Raw genomic sequence first — 20963 nt, forward strand, 5'->3', positions numbered from 1 at the left:
GGTGCCGGGGGGTGTGGAGTGCCGGGGGCGCCTGTGGCCCGGTCCCGGGGCGGCGGAGTCCGGGCCACAGGAGTCGGACGTTAGTAGCCGTAGATCATCTTGTAGGCGGCCTCCGGGAGGAACTGGCCGGCCGTGGAGCCGGTTCCTACGCCGCAGTTGCCGTCGGACTCGCCCGGGGCCTTGATCCACAGCAGCATCTCGGCGCCCCCGCCCAGTCGGGTGGGCGTGCCGGTGCGGCGGCCCGCCGCGTTGCACCACTCGCCGTTGGAGCCGTTGCCGTTGCGGCTGGTGTCGACGACGAACGGCTTGGTGTAGCCGTAGCGTGCGGCCAGTTCGCTGTTGACGGCGTGGCCGTAGGCGGTGTTCTGGTCGGTGGTGTAGTAGTTCGAGATGTTGAGGGAGAAGCCGTGCGCCTGTCGGACCCCGGCCTCGTGGAGGCGCTGGGCCATCGTTGCCGCGCTCACCCAGCCGGGATTGCCGGCGTCGAGGTAGACCCACGTGTTGGGGGCCTGGCGGTTGAACTCGGCGAGGGCGCCGCTGATCATGCCCTGGCGTTCGCGGATCTGGGTCTGGTTCAGGCAACCGTAGTCCGCGAGGGAGTCGGGTTCGAGGACGACGACGGCCGGGCGGCCCGCGATCCCGCCGGCGAACTGCGCGATCCAGGTCGAGTAGGCGGAGGCCGACGAGGCTCCGCCTCCGGAGTGCCCGCCGCAGGAGTCGCGGAGGTAGATGTTGTACGCGACCAGGAGGGGCAGCTTGTCGTGGTGGTCCGCCGCGCCGACGTACGCGCCCGCCGCGGTGCCGATGGTGCCGCTCCAGGCGCCGAACCAGCGGGCCATGGGGGTGCTGGCGAGGTAGGTGTTGATCGCGGGGGCCCGGCCGTCGCCGGGGTTGGCGGCGACCCACTTCCTCGCGCTGGAGTCCGGGTCCGTGTAGAACCCGTTCGTCATGGTGGTGGGATCCGCCGCGTGGGCGGACGGGGTGACGACGAGCGCCAACGGCAGTGCGGAGAGGGCTGCGACGAGGGCGCGGATTCTGCGGCGCATGGCTGTACCTCGATTTCCTGACGGCGGACGCGTCGACCGCTCTCGTCCCGAGCGGTGCGACGCGGTGAGGAATTGCGGTGGTACGAACTTCCCCGTGCGCCGCCTCACGGAGGCGGCGCCCCGGCGGGGACACCAGCGCACTCCGGGCGCACAAGAGCCCGTGGGAGCGCTCCCACTGGAAGCGTTCCCAGGCCATGTCCTGTGGGGCCGAGGTGTGGCCGTATCGTGTGATGCGCCCGTCGTGACTGTCAAGTGTGCCCAGTTGCAAAGCACTTCCAGGACGAGGGGACGGGTTTACAGTCCTGAAACCGGAAGCGCTTCCAGCCTGCCCGGTGTTCAGGCGGAGGGAGGAGGGCAGCTCACGGCGCACGGTGTGCCGAACCGGCAGTCGACACTTGACGAGGTGGCCGAACTGGCCCTCGTCTCGCGATCGGTGGCCTCGCGTGTGCTCAACAACGCCCCGCACGTCAGCCGCGCGAAACGCGAGGCCGTCGGACGGGCGGTCCGGCAACTCGGATACGTGCCGAATCCGACCGCCCGGGCGCTGGCGACCCGTCAGATCGGTGCGGCCGCCCTGGTCGTCTCGGGAGAGGATCCGTCGATCTTCGCGGACCCGTTCTTCGCTCAGGTGATCGTGGGTGCCTCGGCCGCGCTGGACGAGGCCAATCTGCACCTGATGCTGTGTCTGACGGCCTCCGACCGGGGGCGCCGGCGCGTGGAGCAGCTTCTCCGGTCCAAGGGGGCCGACGGGGTGATGCTGATGGCGCTGCGCGAAGAGGATCCGCTGGCATGCATGGCGGAAGAGGCGGAAATCCCCGTGGTGTTCGGTGGGCGTCCGGTCGGTTTGGTCCCGCGGTGGTATGTGGACGTGGACAACCTCGGAGGAGCGCGCGCGGCGACCGAGTACCTGATCTCGCTCGGCCGGACCAGGGTCGCGACGATCTGTGGGCGGCTGGACACCGAGGTGGGGCGCGCCCGTTACCGCGGCTATCAGGACGCCATGCTGGCGGCCGGCCTCGAACCGTATCCGCCGGAAGCCGGTGACTTCACCGAGTCGAGCGGCGCGGCCGCCATGGCGGCGCTGTCGGCGCGGCACCCGGAGCTGGACGGAGTGTTCGCCGCCAACGACAGCATGGGGGCGGGGGCGTTGCGCACACTGCGTGATGCCGGCCGCCGCGTCCCCGCCGACGTCGCCGTGATCGGCTTCGACGACCTGGCCGTGGCCAGGATCTCCGATCCGCCGCTGACCACGGTGCACCAGCCCATAGAGGGTCTCGGTCGTGAGATGGCGCGCATGCTCGTCGCGCTCATCAACGGGCAGGCCCCACCCCATTGATCCTCCCTGCGCGTCTGGTCACCCGCGCCAGCGCCTGACGAACCGCACCCCGGTCGGCATGGCGTACGGCCCGTGCTCCGGCCCGCTCTGCGTGCGCCCTGCGGGCCCGCCAACACCGCTAGCCGTGACTTCTACAGCCGGCTCGTCGACGAACTCCTCGACGTCGGCGTCCAGCCCGTCGCCACCCTGTACCCCGGGGACCTTCCCCAGGTGCTGGATAACGAAGGGGCCTGGACGGGACGCGAGACCGCTGAGTCTTTAGGCGAGTACGCGGCGCTGGCTGCCGACACGCTGGGCGACCGGGTCTCCATGTGGACCACGCTCAACGAGCCCTGCTGCTCGGCCTTCCTCCGGCGTCCACGCCCCGGGCCGCACCGACCCAGTCCTCGCCCCGCGCGCGGCCCACCACCGCAACCTCGGACACGGCCGAGCCACCGAGGCCCTGCGCGCGTCCCTGCCCGCCCCCGCCCGGACCGCGGTTCTCCCTCAACCTGCACCACGTCCGGCCGCTCACCCAGGAACCGTCCGACGTCGACGCAGCCCGCCGCATCGACGTCTCCGCGGGTCGGTGTCGCCGTCGCGGCAGGGCGCGTAGGTCTCGCGGTTCCGCAGCCCTTCGCCCACGACCTTGCGTCCGAGCAGGGAAGCCGGCGCGCCCCGCCCCACGGCGGTGACGGTGCCTGACCACTCGTAGCCAGGGGTGACCGGACAGCGCACGTACGGAACGGGCCGGCGGCCCAGATAGGTGTCCCGGTCGCTGCGGCTGATCCCGACGGCATGCACGCGCACGTGGGCTTCGCCGGGCCCCGCCTGACGAGGCACGGACTGCACGAGGCGAATCGTCTTGGGAGTGTCGAGGAGGACGACCTTCCCCCGGCGGCTCACGGGAAGCCGCCCTGGCCGGTGGGCGGAGTGGGACACATGAGGCGACTCCTGGCGTTCGATACTGGGGGCATCGTTTGAAATTGTGTCGCGGCGATACGAAGCATGGTGGGGTGTGTCAACGGGCCTCGTTCTGCGGGGCCTTCTGTGCCTCGAGGCGCCTCGATAGCCTGTTAACGCTCACATCTTCGGGTCGCGACCGGCTGCGCAGTGTGGGGTCTCTCCGCATCAAAAACCGGTAACAGCCGTACGAACCCTTGAGTTGCGAGTCTGTTAGCGCTCACAATGTGTCGCGTTCGGCAGCCCGCCGGTCGTCGGGGGCCTAGGCACACTCCGCCTCCGCCCAGCGCAACCACCGCTGCGCAGTCGCACCTTCGCCGGGCCCGGCCCCTTCAGGGCACCGCCCTGTACGACGCACGTCCTCGAAAGGAACCACGACATGGCCCACAGAGCCCTCCGTGTCATCACCGCCGCCGTTCTGGCCGCTGGTGTGCTGACCGCCTGCACCACCGAGCCCGCGCCCACCGGTACCACCGGCGGCACCGGCAAGGGCTCCTCCGACGGCAAGCTGGTGCTCGGGTTCGCCCAGGTGGGAGCCGAGAGCGGCTGGCGCACCGCCAACACCAAGTCCGTACGCGAGGCGGCCGAGAAGGCCGGCATCACGCTGAAGTTCTCCGACGCGCAGCAGAAGCAGGAGAACCAGATCAAGGCGATCCGCACGTTCATCCAGCAGAAGGTGGACGTCATCGCCTTCTCCCCGGTGGTGGAGTCCGGCTGGGACACCGTCCTGAAGGAGGCCAAGAGCGCCGGCATCCCGGTGATCCTCACCGACCGCGCGGTCGACTCGCAGGACACCTCCCTCTACCAGACCTTCCTCGGCTCCGACTTCGTCAAGGAGGGGCAGGAGGCCGGCAAGTGGCTCGTGAAGGAGTACGAGGGGACCTCCGAACCGGTCAACGTCGTCGAGCTCCAGGGCACCACCGGCTCCGCACCCGCCAACGACCGCAAGGCCGGCTTCGCCGAGGTCGTCAAGGGCGACTCCAAGTTCAAGGTCGTCGCGTCCCAGACCGGGGACTTCACCCGCGCCAAGGGCAAGGAGGTCATGCAGGCCTTCCTCAAGTCCCACAAGGACATCGACGTCCTGTACGCCCACAACGACGACATGGCCCTGGGCGCCATCCAGGCCATCGAGGAGGCGGGCAAGAAGCCGGGCACCGACATCAAGGTGATCTCCGTCGACGGCATCAAGGACGCCTTCGTCGCCATGCGGGAGAAGAAGATCAACGTGGTGGTCGAGTGCAACCCGCTCCTCGGCGACCAGCTGATGGAACTCGCCAAGAAGGTCGCGGCGGGGGAGAGCGTCCCGCGGCGGGTCGAGGTCAAGGAGGGCGTCTTCACCCAGGACCAGGCCGCGGCCGCCCTGCCCGGCCGCCAGTACTGAACCCGACGCCCGCACCGGACCGGGGGCGGTCCTCGCGCCGCCCCCGACCCCTCAGGAGAGGAGGGCGGATGGCAGCCCCACCCACCCCCACACCCACCCGCACCGACCGGCCGGTCCTGGAGGCCCAGGGCATTCGCAAGGTGTTCCCCGGAATCCTCGCCCTCGACGGCGTGGACCTGCGTCTCTTCCCCGGCGAGGTCCACGCCCTGATGGGCGAGAACGGCGCCGGCAAGTCCACCCTCATCAAGGTGCTCACCGGCGTCCACCCACCCGACGCGGGAACGGTCTTCGTCGACGGGAGCTTCCAGCGATTCGCCGAACCGCTGGAAGCGCAGCACGCCGGAATCAGCACGGTGTACCAGGAGGTGAACCTGTGCCCCAACCTCTCCGTCGCCGAGAACATCCTCATCGGCCGTGAACCCCGGCGCCTGGGGCTGGTCCACTGGTCGGCCCTCCACGAACGCGCGGCACGGCTCGTCACCGAACTGGAACTCGACCTCGACGTCCGCATGCCGCTGGGCACGTACTCCCTCGCCGTCCAGCAACTGGTCGCGATCGTACGGGCCGTGGACGTCAAGGCGAAGGTCCTCATCCTCGACGAGCCCACGTCCAGTCTCGACCGGGACGAAGTCGCCCAGCTGTTCACCCTGGTGCGCAGACTGCGCGACCGGGGCGTCGCGATCCTCTTCGTCACCCACTTCCTCGACCAGGTCTTCGACCTGTGCGACCGGGTGACCGTCCTGCGCAACGGGCGTCTCGAAGGCGAGTACCGGATCGACGAGCTGACACCCGTCACCCTCGTACACCGCATGGTCGGCAGTGAACTGCGCATCCTCGACGAACTGGCCGCGACGTCCCACACCGGCCCCACGGCCGGCCCCGGTTCCGGGGGCGCGCCCTTCCTCAGCGCCCGCGGCCTTGCCCGGGCCGGGGCCGTCCAGCCCTACGACCTGGACATCCACCGCGGCGAGGTCATCGGCCTGGCCGGGCTCCTCGGCTCCGGACGCACCGAGGCGGCCCGGCTGCTCTTCGGAGCCGACCACGCTGACGGAGGCGAGCTGCGCATCGACGGACGGCGCGCCGTCCTGCGCTCGTCGCGCGCCGCGATCGCCCACAAGATCGCCTTCTGCTCGGAGAATCGCAAAGCGGAGGGCCTCATCGGCGAGCTCACCGTCCGCGAGAACATCGTGCTCGCCCTCCAGGCCGCACGCGGCTGGACCAGGCCCCTCTCCCGCACCCGGCAGGAAGAGATCGCCGCCCGGTGGATCGAGGTCCTCGACATCCGCCCGGCCGCCCCCGAGGCGCAGGTCCGCAACCTCAGCGGGGGCAACCAGCAGAAGGTGCTGCTCGCCCGGTGGCTGCTCACCGACCCCGATCTGCTGATCCTGGACGAACCGACCCGGGGCATCGACATCGGCGCCAAGACGGAGATCCAGAAGCTGGTCACCCGCCTGGCCGCGGAAGGCACCGCGGTCCTCTTCATCTCCGCCGAACTCGAGGAAGTGCTGCGGCTGAGCCACCGGGTCGGCGTCCTGCGCGACCACCGGCTCGTCGCCACCCTCCCCAATGACACGACCCTGACGCCCGACCGGATCCTGGGCGCCATCGCCACCGGAGCCACCTCATGACACCATCTGACGACACCGGCGCCGGGGGGCGTCCGGTCCGGGCGCCCGGCATCCGGCGGCTCATCGAGCACCGCCTGTTCTGGCCCGCCGCAGTGCTGGCCGCCCTGCTGGCGGGGAACGTCGTGTTCACCCATGACTTCCTCGCCGTCCGCGTCCAGAACGGACACCTGTACGGCAGCCTGATCGACATCCTGCAGTTCGGTGCCCCCCTGATCCTGGTCTCTCTCGGCATGACGCTCGTGATCGCCACCCGGGGCATCGATCTCTCGGTCGGCTCGACGGTCGCCATCGCCGGCGCCCTCGCGTGCGAGCACATCGCCACCGCGAAGGACCCGGGGAGCGTGCCCACCGTCCTGTCAGCGATCGCGGTGGCGGTCGGCGTGGCCGCCGGGATCGGACTGCTGAACGGCTTCCTCGTCGCCCGGCTCGGCGTCCAGCCCATCGTCGCCACACTCGTCCTCATGGTCGCCGGGCGCGGCGTGGCCCAGCTGATCACCGACGGCCAGATCATCGGCGTGTCCAGCAGCACCTACAAGATGATCGGCGGCGGCTACTGGCTCACCCTCCCCTTCGCCGTCCTCCTCGCCGCGGCCCTCGTCGCCGTCACCTCCCTCGTCACCCGGCGGACCGCGCTCGGGCTGCTCATCGAATCGGTGGGCGGCAACCCGGTCGCCAGCCGACTCGTCGGCATCCGGGCAACCGGCCTCCTGGTCATGGTCTACGTCGTCAGCGCCGTGTGCGCCGCGGTGGCCGGCCTGATGATCAGCTCCAACGTGTCCAGTGCGGACGGCAACAACGCCGGCCTGTGGATCGAACTGGACGCGATCCTCGCCGTCGTCATCGGCGGCACCGCCCTGACGGGCGGTCGCTTCTCCCTCGGTGGGACGGTCCTGGGTGCGCTGATCATCCAGACCCTCTCGACCACGATCTACACCCTCGGCGTACCGCCCGAGACCACCCTCGTCTTCAAGGCCCTGGTCGTCGTCGTCGTGTGTCTCGTCCAGTCGCCCGCGTTCCGCGCGCGCCTCTCACACCGTCGCCGAACGGCCGCCCCGGACCCGGCGTCCGCAGCCGACGACCTGACGGCCCGCCGGCAGGAGGTCCACCCGTGAGCACCATCCTCACCAAACCGCTCCACCGCTTCTCGGCACGGCACGCCGCCCGCCTGCCGCTCATGGTGACGGCCACGCTGCTGGTCGCGATGTTCTCGATCGGCTCCGTGCGGTACGAAGGCTTCTTCTCCGCGCAGATCCTGCTCAACGTCCTGATCGACAACGGCTTCCTGCTCGTCGTGGCGATCGGCATGACGTTCGTCGTCCTCACCGGCGGGATCGACCTCTCGGTCGGCTCCGTGGTGGCCCTGTCGACCATGCTGACGGCCTGGCTCGTCGAACAGAACGGCCTGCCGCTCGCCTTGGCGGTGCCGGTGGTCCTGCTGGTGGGAGCAGGAGGCGGTGCCCTCATGGGCTGGGTGATCCACGCCTTCGAGATCCAGCCCTTCATCGTCACCCTCGCGGGCATGTTCCTCGCCCGCGGCCTCTGCTACATGATCAGCACCGAGTCCATCTCCGTCACCGACCCGACTACCACCCGGATCGCTCAGACGCGGGTGCTCCTGCCCGGGGGCCTGTTCGTCTCACCCGCCGTGGTCATCACCCTGGTCGTGCTGGTGCTCGCCTTCGTCGTCCTCCACCACACCCGCTTCGGCCGCACCGTCTACGCCTTGGGCGGCAACGAGTCCTCAGCCCGTCTCATGGGCCTGCCCGTAGGGCGCACCAAGGTCGCGGTGTATGCCGTGAGCGGCCTGTGTTCCGCCCTCGGCGGTCTGCTGCTGACCTTCTACATGCTGTCCGGCTACGCCCTGCACGCCGTCGGCATGGAACTCGACGCCATCGCCGCCGCCGTGATCGGCGGGACGCTGCTGACCGGTGGTTCCGGCTTCGTTCTGGGAACCGCCCTGGGCGTGACGGTCCTCGGTCTGATCCAGACCATCATCAGCTTCCAGGGCACGCTCAGTTCGTGGTGGACCCGCATCGTCATCGGCGGTCTGCTGTTCGTCTTCATCCTCCTCCAACGCCTCTTCGGAGGATCGCGCCAGGCGGAATAGACCCCTCGCCGAGTGCGAACCCCGAGCCGTCATTCGCGTACGAACGCGCCCGGGGCGGGGGCAGGTCCATCCCTGCCCCCTTCCGGCTGCGCCCTCTCGCCGACAAGGAACCTCCATGAACCCAGCACCGTCCCCCGTCACCGGGGTCCCTCCGGTCTGCCGTCCCGAACCGTACGCCGGACAGCGATGGACCTTCGGCTTCCCCGGGGGACTCACGGCGGAGGTGCACACTCGTGGTGCCCGTCTCCACGGGCTGTGGGCGCCGGACCGGCACGGCACCCCGGCCGACGTCGTCCTCGCTCCTCACGACCCGGCCCGGACGGCCACCACCGCCCGGTACTTCGGCGCCACCGTCGGCCGCTACGCCAACCGCATCGCACACGGCCGGTTCTCCCTGGACGGGAAGCCGTACCAGCTGACCACGCAGGAGAACGGCCACTGCCTGCACGGCGGCACCGACGGCTTCGACACCCGCCTCTGGGAAGCCGAGAGCGTGCACGCCCCGGAGTGGACCGGTGTGCTCCTGCGCCTCCGGAGCCCGGACGGCGACCAGGGGTTCCCGGGAAACCTGGACGTCACCGTCAGCTGTCTCATCAGCCGCGCCGGCGAACTCGCCTTCACCTACTCGGCGGTCACCGATGCGGCCACCCTCGTCAACCTGACCAACCACGCGTATTTCAACCTCGACGGCGAAGGCGCCGGCGACATCCTCGGACACGAACTCGCCGTGCACGCCTCCCACTACACTCCGGTCGACGACGACCTCCTTCCCCATGGGGACCACCGCCCCGTGTCCGGCACCGCGTTCGACCTCCGCCGGCCGCTGAGGATCGCCGACGCCCTGGCCCGCCCCGGCGCGGACGGCGGGTACGACCACAACTTCGTCTTGAGCCCGCACGGCGGCGAGGCACTGCGCCCTGCCGCCGTCCTGTACGCGCCGGCCACCGGCCGCCGCATGGAGGTGCTGACCACGGAGCCTGGACTCCAGGTCTACACCGCGGGTCAGTTCGACGGCACGGTCCTCGGCAAGAGCGGTACGCCCTACGGGGCGGGCGCCGGCATCGCGCTGGAGACCCAGCACTTCCCCGACTCGCCGAACCGCACCGGTGACCCGTCTCCGGTGCTTCGGCCTGGCGAGGAGTACAGGTCGAGTACGGTCCTGAGGTTCGGCACCTGTGACTGACCGCGGGGACATGGCTGTGCCCGCCGACGGAGGAGCCGGCGGGCACAGCCATGTTCGGAGCGGTGTCAGGCACCCGCCCTGCGCTTGTTCCACACGTCGAAGCCGACCGCCGCGAGGAGCACCAGGCCCTTGATGACCTGCTGCCAGTCGGTGCCCACCCCGACGAGGTTCATGCCGTTGTTGAGCACGCCGAGGACCAGGCCGCCGATGATCGCTCCCAGGACGGTCCCGACTCCACCGCTCATCGACGCCCCGCCGATGAACGCGGCGGCGATGGCCTCCAGTTCGAAGTTCACGCCGGCCTTCGGCGAGGCCGCGTTGAAGCGGGCGGCGAAGACGAGCCCGGCGAGCGCCGCGAGCATTCCCATGTTGAGGAACACGGCGAAGGTCACCTTCTTGTCCTTGACCCCGGACAGCTTGGCGGCCGGCAGGTTCCCCCCGATCGCGTACACGTGGCGGCCGATCACCGCGTTGCGCATCACATAGCCGAAGCCGACCAGCAGCGCGGCCAGGATCAGGAGGACCACGGGGGCGCCCTTGTAGCTCGCGAGCAGCAGGGTGGTGACCAGGACGGCGGCGACCAGTGCCGTCAGCTTCAGCGCGAACAGGCCCGTGGGGAGCGGCTCCAGGGCGAATTCGCGTTGGCGACGGCGGTCCCGCACCTCCTGGAACACCACGTAGGCGACCAGTCCCAGGCCGAGGAGCAGGGTCCCGTTGTGGTAGTTGGTCTGCGGTCCCACCTCCGGCAGGAAGCCGTTGGCGATCTTCTGCAGTCCGTCAGGGAACGGGCCGAGCGTCTGCCCCTTGAGGAAGATCTCCGTGAGTCCGCGGAACAGCAGCATGCCGGCGAGGGTCACGATGAACGACGGTATGCCGACGTACGCGATGAAGAAGCCCTGCAGGGCGCCGGCGACGGCTCCCAGCAGCAGGGTGAGGAGCACCGCGACGGGCCAGGGCACCTGGTGCTCGACCATGAGCACCGCCCCGATGCCACCGACCAGGGCCATCAGGGAGCCCACGGACAGGTCGATGTGCCCGGAGATGATGACGATCATCATGCCGATGGCCAGGATGAGGATGTAGCTGTTCTGCAGCACCAGATTGGAGACGTTCCGCGGAAGCAGGAGGTCGCCGCCCGTCCAGATCTGGAACAGGAGCACGATCAGGCCGAGTGCGAAGAGCATCCCGTACTGGCGCATGTTCCGCCGGACGCCGTCCAGAAGTACCCGGGTCAGCGGTGCCCCGGTGGACGGAGCCCCGCGGCCCGGGGGCGCCGGTGTGGTTGTTTTCGTGCTGACGTCGGTGCTCATGCCTGGTGTCCTTCGCTGGGGGTGGCGCCTGCCGTGACCGCCGGTGGTGCGGGGGTGTCCTGCGTCATGTGCCGCATCAGGACTTCCTGGGTGGCGTCCTCGCGGGCGACTTCGCCGGTCAGCCGGCCCGCGGCCATGGTGTAGACGCGGTCGCACATGCCGAGCAGTTCGGGCAGCTCGGAGGAGATGAGGAGAATCGCCTTGCCCTCGGCGGCGAGCCGGTCGATCACGGTGTAGATCTCGAACTTGGCTCCCACGTCGACTCCGCGGGTGGGCTCGTCGAGGATCAGGACGTCCGGCCCGGCGAGGATCCACTTGCTGAGAACGACCTTCTGCTGGTTGCCGCCGGAAAGGCGGCCGACCGGCTCGAGGACGTTCGGAGCCTTGATGTTCATGGTCCGCCGGTACCGTTCGGCCACCTTGCGCTCCTCATGCCCGTCGACGACGCCGCGGCGGGCGAGGGCGCCGAGGGACGCGAGCGAGATGTTCCGGCTCACGGAGTCCCCGAGGTTGAGCCCGTAGTGCTTGCGGTCCTCCGTGACGTACGCGATGCCGTGGGCGACCGCCTCGGGGACCGTGCGTGTCCGTACCTCGCGGCCGTCCTTGAGTACGGTGCCCTTCTCGTAGTGGCCGTAGGAACGGCCGAAGACGCTCATCGCGAGTTCGGTCCGGCCGGCACCCATGAGTCCCGCGACGCCGACGATCTCCCCGCGGCGGACCTGGAGCGAGACGCCGTCGACGGCCTTGCGGGCGCGGTCGAGGGGGTGACGTACGGTCCAGTCACGGATCTCCAGGACAGGGTCGGCGGCGGACGGGCCCTCGTACGGCGTGCGGTCGGGGAACCGGCTGTCGAGGTCCCGCCCCACCATGCCGCGGATGATGCGTTCCTCGGTGGTGGCGGGGTCCCGGACATCGAGGGTCTCGATGGAGCACCCGTCGCGCAGGATGGTGACGGAGTCGGCGATCTGGGCGATCTCGTTCAGCTTGTGCGAGATGATGATCGACGTGATGCCCTGGCTCTTCAGCTCCCGCATCAGCCGCAGCAGTTTCGCGCTGTCCTCGTCGTTGAGCGCCGCGGTGGGCTCGTCGAGGATCAGCAGGCGGACGTTCTTCGCCAGCGCCTTCGCGATCTCCACGAGCTGCTGCTTGCCGACACCGATGTCGGCGACCCGGGTCTCGGGATGTTCGTCGAGCCCGACCCGCCTGAGCAGTTCGGAAGCACGGCGCAGCGCCTCGTGCCAGTCGATGATCCCGCGCCGGGACGGCTCGTTGCCGAGGAAGACGTTCTCGGCGATCGACAGATAGGGAACGAGTGCGAGCTCCTGGTGGATGATGACGATGCCGCGCCGCTCGCTGGCCCTGATGTCCTTGAACCGGCACGGCTCGCCTTCGAAGAGGATCTCGCCCTCGTAGGTGCCGTGCGGGTGGACGCCGGACAGGACCTTCATGAGCGTCGACTTGCCGGCACCGTTCTCTCCGCACAGGGCGTGCACCTCGCCGCGCTCCACGGACAGGGTCACGTCGGACAGTGCTCTGACCCCGGGGAAGGTCTTCGCGATGGACCGCATCTCGAGGACGGGGCCGGACGGGGACGAGACGGAGACGGGAACCTCGGGGGAGTCGGCCGGGGCGGGCGTCACCGCAGTTCCCCGGCGTCGATGTAGCCCGAGTCGACCAGGACCTTCCGGTAGTTCGTCCTGTCGACGCTGACCGGATCGAGCAGGAAGGCCGGGACCACCTTCTTGCCGTTGTCGTAGGTGGCGTCGTCGTTGATCTCGGGCTTCTTGCCGGCGAGGACGGCGGTCACCATGTCTGCGGCGACCTGCGCGAGTGTGCGTGTGTCCTTGTAGACGGTCTGCGTCTGCTGGCCCGCGATGATCGACTTCACGGAGGCGACCTCCGCGTCCTGACCGGTGACGACCGGCAGCGGCTTGGCGGCGCTCCCGTAGTCGTCGGACTTCAGGGCGGACAGGACGCCGATGGAGATGCCGTCGTAGGGGGAGAGCACGGCGTCGACCCGGGCGGTGGAGTACGAGGAGGTCAGCAGGTCGTCCATGCGCTTCTGGGCCGTACCGCCGTCCCACCTGAGCGTGGTGACCTGGTTCAGCTGGGTCTGCCCGGAGCGAACGACCAGCTGCTTCTTGTCCATGTAGGGCTTCAGCACCTTCATGGCGCCGTTGAAGAAGTACTTGGTGTTGTTGTCGTCGTTGGACCCGGCGAACAACTCGATGTTGAAGGGGCCCTTCTGGGAGCCGGCCTTCAGCCCCAGCTTCTCGACGATGTACGTGGCCTGGAGCTCGCCGACCTTCTCGTTGTCGAAGGAGGCGTAGTAGTCGACGTGCGGGGAGCCCAGGATGAGCCGGTCGTAGGAGATGACCGGGATGTGGGCGTCGGCCGCCTGCTGCAGGACGTTGGACAGTGCCTCGCCGTTGATGGCGGCCACGACCAGGGCGTCGACGCCCTGAGTGATCATGTTCTCTATCTGGGCGACCTGCTGGTCGGGGTCGTCCTCGCCGTACTGCAGGGTCGTGGCGAAGCCGGCCTTCTTCAGGCTTTCGGTCATGTTGCGGCCGTCGGCGATCCACCGCTCGGAGGATTTGGTGGGCATCGCGATGCCGATGGTGAGGTCCTTCGTGTCCTTCGACTCCTGGCTGCCGCCCTCGCTGTTCTGCCCGCAGGCTGTCAGGAGCAGAGCGCAGCCGGTGGTCACGGCCAGGAGGGCGGATGCGGATCGGAACTTCTTCATGGGCTACCTGGCAATCCCGTCGTCGAGGGCGGCTCCGGCCGAGGGACGGGTCCGGCGGCGGCGCGTGAGCTCGCACCACCGGGACGGCGCCGTTCCGGCTGGGTGGCCGGGGCGTCGGCGCCCCGGTCGAGGTTGATTGTTAGCGCTCACAACAGCGTGATACAAGAGGCGCTAAGGTTTTTCTCGCATCGATGTCCAGCCGTGAGCACGGAGAAGGGAGGCGAACGTGGCGCATCCCGCGGAAGACGTCCGCCCGCCGACGATGGCCGACGTCGCACGAGAGGCGGGGGTCTCCCACCAGACCGTCTCCCGGGTGCTGAGCGATCACCCCAACGTGCGCGCGGCCACCCGGGAACAGGTCACCCTGGCCATCGAGCGGCTGGGCTACCGTCGCAACTCCGCCGCACGCGCCCTGGTGACCCGCCGTACGAGGACGCTGGGTGTCATCGCCGTCAACACCGCCCTGTACGGCCCTGCCAGCACCCTGACCGGCCTGGAGGAGGCGGCCCGGGAGCAGGGCTACCTCGTCTCGACCGTCAGTCTGCGCACGGGAGAGGGGCAGGGGCTCAAGGACGCCATCGACCACCTCGCGTCCTGGGGCGTGGAGGGCGTCGTCGCCATCACCCCGCAACGCTCGCACGTGCAGGCGCTCGCCGAGCTGGACGCACCCTTCCCCGTGGTCACCGTGGAGGGTGGACACCAGCTCGACCTGCCCGGCGTCTCCCTCGACCAGGAACTCGGCGCCCGCATGGTCACGGAGCACCTGCTCGCCGCCGGGCACGGCAACGTCTGGCATGTGGCGGGTCCCGACGACTGGCTGGAGAGCGAGGCCCGCACCGCGGGATGGCGCACCGTCCTGGAGGAGGGCGGCATCCGCCCTCCGCGCGTACTGACGGGGGACTGGAGCCCGCTGTCCGGGTACCGGGCGGGACAGGAACTCGCGGGACTCGCCCTGGCCCGTCGCGGGGTGACACCGGTCACGGCCGTCTTCGTCGCCAACGACCAGATGGCGCTCGGCGTCCTGCGGGCGCTGCGCGAGGGCGGGATCCGCACCCCCGGACAGGTCGCCGTCGCCGGCTTCGACGACATCCCGGAGGCCGAGTTCTTCCCTCCGCCGCTGACGACGGTCCGCCAGGACTTCGCCGCCATCGGGCGCCGGAGCATCGGGCTGCTGGTGGACCACATCGAGGGTCGCGCCCGGAAGGCCGAGCACCTCCTGGTGGAACCGCAGCTCATCATGCGCGCGAGCACGCGCCCCTCGAACGAATCCTGACGCGGGGCGGGCTCTCCCACCGCCTCCTGGCGGCCGCCCTGGAGGCCGGTGACAGGTCCTCAGTCTGCTGTGTCTGCTGTCTGGGGCCTGCCGTCTCATTCCGGCGTCCGGCGGCGCACGCGCGTCGGTCCGCCCGTGCGTCGGTCCGCCCGCGCAAGTGCTCCGTCGACCGTTCCGTCCGCTCGGCCCTACCGTCTCCCGGCGGGCCGGTCGCGACGCCGGGGTTGCCCCCGGGACGGTGGGTGAGCGCTCACTCTGAAAACGCTTCTTCTTGCCGAATGTTCGACAGAACTGCACTCAACTCTTGCCCAGCCAATTGTGAGCGTTAACAATCAGGATGCTCCTCTGGCCTTGTTCATGACGAGAGAGACCGCATCGTGACCACACACGCCCTTTCCGGCCCCGCAGCCCCTCACCAGCCCGAGGCATGCACCATCGGAGTCGACTTCGGCACCCTCTCCGGGCGCGCCGTCGTGGTGAGGGTCCGGGACGGTGCAGAACTCGGTTCGGCGGTCCACGAGTACCGCCACGCAGTCATCGAGGACCGCCTCCCCTCCACCGGCGCCCCCCTGCCTCCCGACTGGGCCCTGCAACACCCCGAGGACTGGCGCGACGTCCTGCGTACCGCTGTTCCGGCGGCGCTCGCCGACGCCGGAGTGGACCCGGCCCGCGTCATCGGCATCGCCACCGACTTCACCGCGTGCACGGTCCTGCCGACCGCCCAGGACGGCACTCCGCTCGCACTGACGCCCGAGTGGGCCGACCGCCCGCACGCCTGGCCCAAACTGTGGAAGCACCACGCGGCCCAGGCCCATGCCGACCGCATCAACGCCCTTGCTCACGCACGCGGCGAAAAGTGGATCGCACGGTACGGCGGCAAGATCTCCTCCGAGTGGCAGTACGCCAAGGCCCTGCAGGTCCTGGAAGAGGACCCGGCCGTCTACGCCGCCTGCGCCCGCTGGATCGAGGCGGCCGACTGGATCGTCTGGCAGCTGACCGGAGCCGAGTCCCGCAACACCTGCACCGCCGGCTACAAGGGCATTCACCAGGACGGGACCTACCCCTCGCCCGACTTCCTCGCCGGACTCCACCCGGACTTCGCCGACTTCCCCGCCACCCGCCTGGAGCACCCCCTCTCCCCGTTGGGCTCCCGCGTCGGCACCCTGAGCAGCCGGGCCGCGCACTGGACCGGCCTCCCCGAGGGTGTCGCCGTCGCGGCGGGCAACGTCGACGCCCACGTCGCCGCACCCGCGGCGGGCGCCGTGGAGAACGGCCGGATGCTCGCCATCATGGGCACCTCCACCTGCCACGTACTCAGCGGCGCCACCCTCGCCGAGGTTCCCGGCATCTGCGGGGTCGTCGACGGCGGCATCGTCGAGGGTGCCTACGGTTACGAGGCCGGCCAGAGCGCGGTCGGCGACATCTTCGCCTGGTGGCTCCGCCAGGGCGTCCCGGACCACTACCGCGCCGAGGCCGAGGCAGCGGGCGAGGACCTCCACCGACTCCTGACCCGCAAGGCCGCCGACCAGCCGGTCGGCGCGCACGGCCTGGTGGCCCTTGACTGGATGAACGGCAACCGTTCCACCCTGGTCGACCACCACCTCTCCGGAGTCATCGCCGGCCTCACCCTCGACACCCGGCCCGAGGACGTCTACCGGGCCCTGCTCGAATCCACCGCCTACGGCACCCGGATGATCGTCGAGACCTTCGAGGGCGGCGGGATCCCCGTGGAGGAGTTCATCGTCACCGGAGGGCTGAGGAAGAACGCGCTGCTCATGCAGATCTACGCCGACGTGCTCCGCCGCCCAGTGTCCGTCGGCACCTCCGAGCAGGGGCCGGCGCTCGGCTCGGCCATCCACGCCGCCGTCGCCGCGGGCGCCTACCCCGACGTCCGTTCCGCCGCCTCCGTGATGGGCAGCGTCCAGCGCCACGCGTACGTGCCGGACTCCGCGCGGGCGGACGCCTACGACGCGCTCTTCGACGAGTACCGCGCCCTGCACGACCACTTCGGTATCGGAGCGGACCTCCTCCTGCACCGCCTGCGACGGATCCGCAACACCGCACGCCCCGTCACCACCGGCTGACCGGGGCCCCTCTTCGCCCCGGCCTCCATCGGCCCGACCTCTCCGCCCCAGCACCTCCGAGGAGCACACCCGACATGACGCTCGCCCAGCCCGACCGCGAGATCTGGTTTCTCACCGGAAGCCAGGCCCTCTACGGCGACGACACCCTGGCTCAGGTCGCCGACCAGTCCCGCGCCATCTGCGCCACCCTCGCCGGGCAGCCCCGGATGACCGTCCGCCTGGTGTGGAAGCCGGTCCTCACCGACGCGGCCGCCATCCGCGCGATCTGCCTGGAGGCCAACGCCGACGACCGCTGCATCGGCCTCATCGCCTGGATGCACACCTTCTCCCCGGCCAAGATGTGGATCGCCGGCCTCGACGCCCTGAGCAAGCCCCTGCTCCATCTGCACACCCAGGCCAACCGCCAACTGCCCTGGTCCACCATCGACATGGACTTCATGAACCTGAACCAAGCCGCCCACGGTGACCGCGAGTTCGGCTTCGTCCAGACCCGCCTCGGTGTCCCGCGCAAGACCGTGGCGGGCCACGTCTCCACCTCCGAGGTCGTCGACCGCATCGCCGGTTGGGCCCGCGCCGCCGTCGGCCGCTCCGAACTCACCACCCTCAAGCTCGCCAGATTCGGCGACAACATGCGCGACGTCGCCGTCACCGAGGGCGACAAGGTCGAGGCGCAGCTGCGGTTCGGGGTCTCGGTCAACACGTACGGCGTCAACGACCTCGTCGCCGTGGTCGACGCGACCGACGAGGACACCGTCACCGCCCTCGTCAAGGAGTACCAGGACCTCTACGCCCTCACGCCCGAGCTGCGGCCCGGTGGCGAGCGCCACGAATCCCTGCGCTACGCCGCCCGCGTCGAAGCCGGTCTGCGCACCTTCCTCACGGAAGGCGGGTTCCGAGCCTTCACCACCAACTTCGAGGACCTCGGCGGCCTGCGCCAGCTGCCCGGTCTCGCCGTGCAGCGCCTGATGGCGGACGGCTACGGCTTCGGCGGCGAAGGGGACTGGAAGACCTCCACACTGCTGCGCGCGCTGAAGGCGATGGCCCACGGCCTGCCCGGCGGCACCTCCTTCATGGAGGACTACACCTACGACCTCACACCAGGCCAGGAACTCATCCTCGGCGCCCATATGCTGGAGGTCTGCCCCTCCCTCACGACGGCCACGCCCAGCTGCGAGATCCACGCGCTCGGGATCGGCGGACGCGAGGACCCGGTCCGACTCGTCTTCGACGCGGATCCCGGTCCGGCCGTCGTCGTCGGTCTCGCCGACATGGGCGACCGGTTCCGCCTCGTCGCCAACCACGTCGACGTCGTCGCCCCGCCCGAGCCGCTGCCCAAGCTCCCCGTCGCCCGGGCCGTCTGGCGACCCCGTCCCGACCTGCGCACGTCCACCGAGGCCTGGCTGACGGCCGGAGCACCGCACCACACAGTCCTGACGACCGCTCTCGGCGCCGAGGAGCTCGACGACCTCGCCGAGATGCTGCGGACCGAACTCGCCGTCATCGACGAGAGCACCACGGTCCGGACCTTCACGCGCGAGCTGCGCTGGAACCAGGCGTACCACCGTCTGGCCCAGAGCCTGTGAGGACCCCCGCCACCACGTCCACCCCCACGAGGACGGAGCCCTCCGTGAGCACCGCCGTCTCCAAGGAACTGCGCCGGGAGGTGCTGGAGGCCAACCTCCGCATCCCCCGGGCCGGTCTGGCCACCCTCACCTGGGGCAACGTGAGCGGAGTGGACCGACAAGCCGGCGTCTTCGTCATCAAGCCCTCGGGCGTGGCCTACGACGTGCTGAGCGAGGAGGACCTGGTCGTCGTCTCCCTGTCCGACGGAAGGGTCGTGGAGGGCCACCTGCGACCGTCCACCGACACGGAGACGCACCGGAGCCTCTACCTGGCCTTCCCCTCCATCGGAGGCGTGACCCACACGCACTCCACCCATGCCGTCGCCTTCGCCCAGGCCCGTCGTCCGATACCGGTGCTCGGCACGACCCACGCGGACACCTTCAACGGTCCCGTCCCCGTCACCGCGGCTCTCACCCCCCAGCAGTGCGCCACGGACTACGAGTACAACACCGGCCAGGTCATCGTGGACCTGCTGGGCCGTGACGACTCCCGGGCCCGCGAGGTCCCCGGTGCCCTGGTCGCCCACCACGGCCCCTTCACCTGGGGCGCCGACGCCACCGCGTCCCTGGAGCACGCCATCATCTGCGAGGCGGTGGCCGAGATGGCCCTCCACACCATCGCCCTGGGCACGGTCGAGCCTCCGCAACACCTCCTGGACCGCCACTTCACACGCAAGCACGGCCCGGACGCCTACTACGGCAACCCTTCCTCCGCCTGACCGCGCCCGAGGGGAGCCAGGATCGTCCCGGCTCCCCTCCATGGTGCGCCGCAGCGTGTCAGGTGCGGGCCCAGCGCTGGTTGCCGCCGTTCCAGCAGGAGTAGAGCTGGATCAGCGTGCCGTTGGCGGTGCCGTTGGCGGCGGCGTCGAGGCAGAGGCCGGACTGGACGCCGACGATGGATCCGTCGGAGCCGAGGCGCCACTTCTGGTTGTCGCCGCCCCAGCAGCTGTAGATCTGGACCTTGGCGCCGTTGCCGGTGCCGGCGGCGTCCAGGCACTTGTCGCCGTAGACCCTGAGCTCACCCGCGGCGGTGTGGGTCCACTGCTGGTTGGTGCGGTTGTTGCAGTCCCACAGCTGGACCTGGGTGCCGTCGGTGGTGACGGCACCGGGAACGTCCAGGCAGCGGCCCGAGGCGACTCCCTTGATCGGTCCGGAGCCGGGGGAGGGGGTCGGAGTGGGATCGGGGTTGGGGGAGACGGAGTTGAGCGCGTTGAGGACGGATGAGTAGGCGGGCTTCTTGCTGCCGTCGCCGTTGAACAGCAGCGGCGTGTGCTCGGCTCGCCACGAGTCCGTGTCCCGGACACCCCAGACGGTGATGCCGAGGCAGCGCGGGACGGCCAGGCAGTCGTTGGTCACGTTGGCGTAGGTCGTGCCCGAGGCGCCCTGGATGTCGAGTTCGGTGATGGCCACGTCGACGCCGAGGGCCGCGAAACTCTGCAGGGTGGTGCGGAAGTTGCTGTTGTACGGGCTGTCGTTGTTGAAGTGGGACTGGAAGCCGACGCAGTCGATGGGCACGCCGCGCTGCTTGAAGTCCTTGACCATGGCGTACATGGCCTGGGTCTTGGCCCACGTCCAGTTCTCGACGTTGTAGTCGTTGTAGCAAAGCTTGGCGGCCGGGTCGGCGGCACGTGCGGTGCGGAAGGCGACCTCGATCCAGTCGTTGCCGGTGCGCTGCAGGTTGGAGTCGCGCCGGGCTCCCGAGGTGCCGTCGACGAAGGCCTCGTTCACGACGTCCCACTGGCCGATCCTGCCCTTGTAGTGGGCCATCACGCCGTTGATGTGGTTGTTCATGGCCTGGCGCAGCGCGCTGCCGCTGAGGTTCTGCATCCAGGCGGGCTGCTGGGAGTGCCAGGCCAGGGTGTGGCCCCGTACCTGCTTGCCGTTCTGCACCGCCCAGTTGTAGACGCGGTCGCCGGCGGTGAAGTCGAACCGGCCCTGCTGGGGTTCGGTGGCGTCGATCTTCATCTCGTTCTCGGCGGTCACCGAGTTGAACTCGCGGTTCGCGATCGTCGTGTACGTCGAGTCGCCGAGCCTGCCCGAGGCGATGGCGGTGCCGAAGTACCGGCCGCTCTGCGCCGCCGCGCTGCCGAGCGTGCTCTCGGCGGCGTGTGAGGCCGGCGGGGCCACCAGCACGGTGGCGGAGCCGAGGACGCCGACGATCAGCGCCGAGCCGAGGCCACCTATTTTCCGGCGGACGGCGGACGGGGGAATGGTGTGTGAACGCATGAATGGACCTCCAGGACGGCAATCACGGATGGAAGCGAGCGCGGCGGAAGGATTCCGTGGGGCGATGTCCGCGTCCGTC

General features: G+C 69.8%; 15 protein-coding genes and 2 pseudogenes. 11 read left to right on the forward strand and 6 right to left on the reverse strand.

The annotated features are described in order from the left end of the window. Positions 1 to 80: 80 nt before the first annotated feature. Positions 81 to 1046, reverse strand: a complete 966-nt coding sequence (locus AMK29_RS15745) for a glycoside hydrolase family 6 protein (protein WP_073813191.1) — start codon at positions 1044 to 1046, stop codon at positions 81 to 83. Between the two features lie 403 nt (positions 1047 to 1449). Between AMK29_RS15745 and AMK29_RS15750 the strand changes: the two are divergent. Together AMK29_RS15750 and AMK29_RS37090 are read left to right on the forward strand one after the other, a co-directional pair. Further along, positions 1450 to 2420 (forward strand): annotated as a pseudogene (locus AMK29_RS15750) (LacI family DNA-binding transcriptional regulator). A 64-nt stretch (positions 2421 to 2484) separates the two neighbouring features. Continuing rightward, positions 2485 to 2951 (forward strand): annotated as a pseudogene (locus AMK29_RS37090) (family 1 glycosylhydrolase); the annotation flags it as partial. On the opposite strand, the gene AMK29_RS15760 reads toward AMK29_RS37090, so the two are convergent. Beyond that, positions 2893 to 3303 carry an alcohol dehydrogenase catalytic domain-containing protein gene (locus AMK29_RS15760; protein WP_073813194.1) on the reverse strand — a complete coding sequence of 137 codons (411 nt, stop codon included), beginning with the start codon at positions 3301 to 3303 and terminating at the stop codon, positions 2893 to 2895. The pseudogene AMK29_RS37090 and the gene AMK29_RS15760 overlap by 59 nt on opposite strands. 400 nt (positions 3304 to 3703) lie before the next feature. Here AMK29_RS15760 and AMK29_RS15765 point away from each other — a divergent pair, with 400 nt between their 5' ends. The 5 genes from AMK29_RS15765 (at position 3704) to AMK29_RS15785 (ending at position 9623) form a co-directional block, all read left to right on the forward strand. After that, a complete protein-coding gene (locus tag AMK29_RS15765; RefSeq protein WP_073813196.1) occupies positions 3704 to 4705 on the forward strand; it encodes an ABC transporter substrate-binding protein in 1002 nt (333 codons plus the stop codon). A gap of 68 nt (positions 4706 to 4773) precedes the next feature. Beyond that, entirely contained in the window at positions 4774 to 6333 is a 1560-nt protein-coding gene (locus AMK29_RS15770; RefSeq protein ID WP_073813199.1) for a sugar ABC transporter ATP-binding protein, read from the forward strand. Further along, positions 6330 to 7445, forward strand: a complete 1116-nt coding sequence (locus AMK29_RS15775) for an ABC transporter permease (protein ID WP_073813201.1) — start codon at positions 6330 to 6332, stop codon at positions 7443 to 7445. Before AMK29_RS15770 ends, AMK29_RS15775 begins: the two co-directional genes overlap by 4 nt. Continuing rightward, entirely contained in the window at positions 7442 to 8440 is a 999-nt protein-coding gene (yjfF, locus tag AMK29_RS15780; protein ID WP_073813204.1) for a galactofuranose ABC transporter, permease protein YjfF, read from the forward strand. The genes AMK29_RS15775 and yjfF overlap by 4 nt, the downstream gene beginning before the upstream one ends. A 115-nt stretch (positions 8441 to 8555) precedes the next feature. Further along, positions 8556 to 9623 (forward strand): aldose epimerase family protein, encoded by a 1068-nt coding sequence (locus tag AMK29_RS15785; protein WP_073813207.1) that lies wholly within the window; start codon positions 8556 to 8558, stop codon positions 9621 to 9623. 65 nt (positions 9624 to 9688) lie between these two features. On the opposite strand, the gene mmsB is transcribed toward AMK29_RS15785, so the two are convergent. The 3 genes from mmsB to chvE are packed head-to-tail and all read right to left on the reverse strand — an operon-like array spanning position 9689 to position 13679. Next, complete coding sequence (gene mmsB / locus AMK29_RS15790; protein WP_073813210.1) at positions 9689 to 10933, reverse strand: multiple monosaccharide ABC transporter permease; 1245 nt, start codon at positions 10931 to 10933, stop codon at positions 9689 to 9691. Further along, the gene (gene mmsA / locus AMK29_RS15795; protein WP_073813213.1) at positions 10930 to 12573 is read right to left on the reverse strand and encodes a multiple monosaccharide ABC transporter ATP-binding protein; all 1644 of its coding nucleotides are present in this window, start codon (positions 12571 to 12573) and stop codon (positions 10930 to 10932) included. The genes mmsB and mmsA overlap by 4 nt, the downstream gene beginning before the upstream one ends. After that, positions 12570 to 13679 (reverse strand): multiple monosaccharide ABC transporter substrate-binding protein, encoded by a 1110-nt coding sequence (chvE, locus tag AMK29_RS15800; RefSeq protein ID WP_073813215.1) that lies wholly within the window; start codon positions 13677 to 13679, stop codon positions 12570 to 12572. Before chvE ends, mmsA begins: the two co-directional genes overlap by 4 nt. Before the next feature lie 226 nt (positions 13680 to 13905). On the opposite strand from chvE, the gene AMK29_RS15805 reads away from it, so the two are divergent. From AMK29_RS15805 to araD, 4 genes are all read left to right on the forward strand, one after another. Then, positions 13906 to 14952 carry a LacI family DNA-binding transcriptional regulator gene (locus tag AMK29_RS15805; protein ID WP_073813218.1) on the forward strand — a complete coding sequence of 349 codons (1047 nt, stop codon included), beginning with the start codon at positions 13906 to 13908 and terminating at the stop codon, positions 14950 to 14952. A gap of 377 nt (positions 14953 to 15329) precedes the next feature. Then, positions 15330 to 17036, forward strand: a complete 1707-nt coding sequence (gene araB, locus AMK29_RS15810) for a ribulokinase (protein WP_073813221.1) — start codon at positions 15330 to 15332, stop codon at positions 17034 to 17036. 74 nt (positions 17037 to 17110) lie between these two features. Beyond that, on the forward strand, positions 17111 to 18619 hold the full coding sequence (araA, locus tag AMK29_RS15815; RefSeq protein WP_073813224.1) for an L-arabinose isomerase: 1509 nt from the start codon (positions 17111 to 17113) through the stop codon (positions 18617 to 18619). Between the two features lie 44 nt (positions 18620 to 18663). After that, positions 18664 to 19377 carry an L-ribulose-5-phosphate 4-epimerase AraD gene (araD, locus tag AMK29_RS15820; RefSeq protein ID WP_073813227.1) on the forward strand — a complete coding sequence of 238 codons (714 nt, stop codon included), beginning with the start codon at positions 18664 to 18666 and terminating at the stop codon, positions 19375 to 19377. 58 nt (positions 19378 to 19435) lie between these two features. Here araD and AMK29_RS15825 read toward each other — a convergent pair whose 3' ends face one another. After that, positions 19436 to 20884, reverse strand: a complete 1449-nt coding sequence (locus AMK29_RS15825) for an endo-1,4-beta-xylanase (protein ID WP_073813230.1) — start codon at positions 20882 to 20884, stop codon at positions 19436 to 19438. Between the last annotated feature and the right edge of the window lie 79 nt (positions 20885 to 20963).

The organism is Streptomyces sp. CB02261, from assembly GCF_001905665.1.
In the GTDB taxonomy this organism is placed as follows: domain Bacteria; phylum Actinomycetota; class Actinomycetes; order Streptomycetales; family Streptomycetaceae; genus Streptomyces.

Excerpts from the sequence above, each read along its gene's own strand:
- AMK29_RS15765 (WP_073813196.1), top strand. The coding sequence starts at position 3,704 with ATGGCCCACAGAGCCCTCCGTGTCATCACCGCCGCCGTTCTGGCCGCT.
- chvE (WP_073813215.1), bottom strand. The coding sequence starts at position 13,679 with ATGAAGAAGTTCCGATCCGCATCCGCCCTCCTGGCCGTGACCACCGGC.
- AMK29_RS15825 (WP_073813230.1), bottom strand. The coding sequence starts at position 20,884 with ATGCGTTCACACACCATTCCCCCGTCCGCCGTCCGCCGGAAAATAGGT.
- araA (WP_073813224.1), top strand. The coding sequence starts at position 17,111 with ATGACGCTCGCCCAGCCCGACCGCGAGATCTGGTTTCTCACCGGAAGC.
- AMK29_RS15775 (WP_073813201.1), top strand. The coding sequence starts at position 6,330 with ATGACACCATCTGACGACACCGGCGCCGGGGGGCGTCCGGTCCGGGCG.
- AMK29_RS15770 (WP_073813199.1), top strand. The coding sequence starts at position 4,774 with ATGGCAGCCCCACCCACCCCCACACCCACCCGCACCGACCGGCCGGTC.
- AMK29_RS15745 (WP_073813191.1), bottom strand. The coding sequence starts at position 1,046 with ATGCGCCGCAGAATCCGCGCCCTCGTCGCAGCCCTCTCCGCACTGCCG.
- AMK29_RS15785 (WP_073813207.1), top strand. The coding sequence starts at position 8,556 with ATGAACCCAGCACCGTCCCCCGTCACCGGGGTCCCTCCGGTCTGCCGT.
- mmsB (WP_073813210.1), bottom strand. The coding sequence starts at position 10,933 with ATGAGCACCGACGTCAGCACGAAAACAACCACACCGGCGCCCCCGGGC.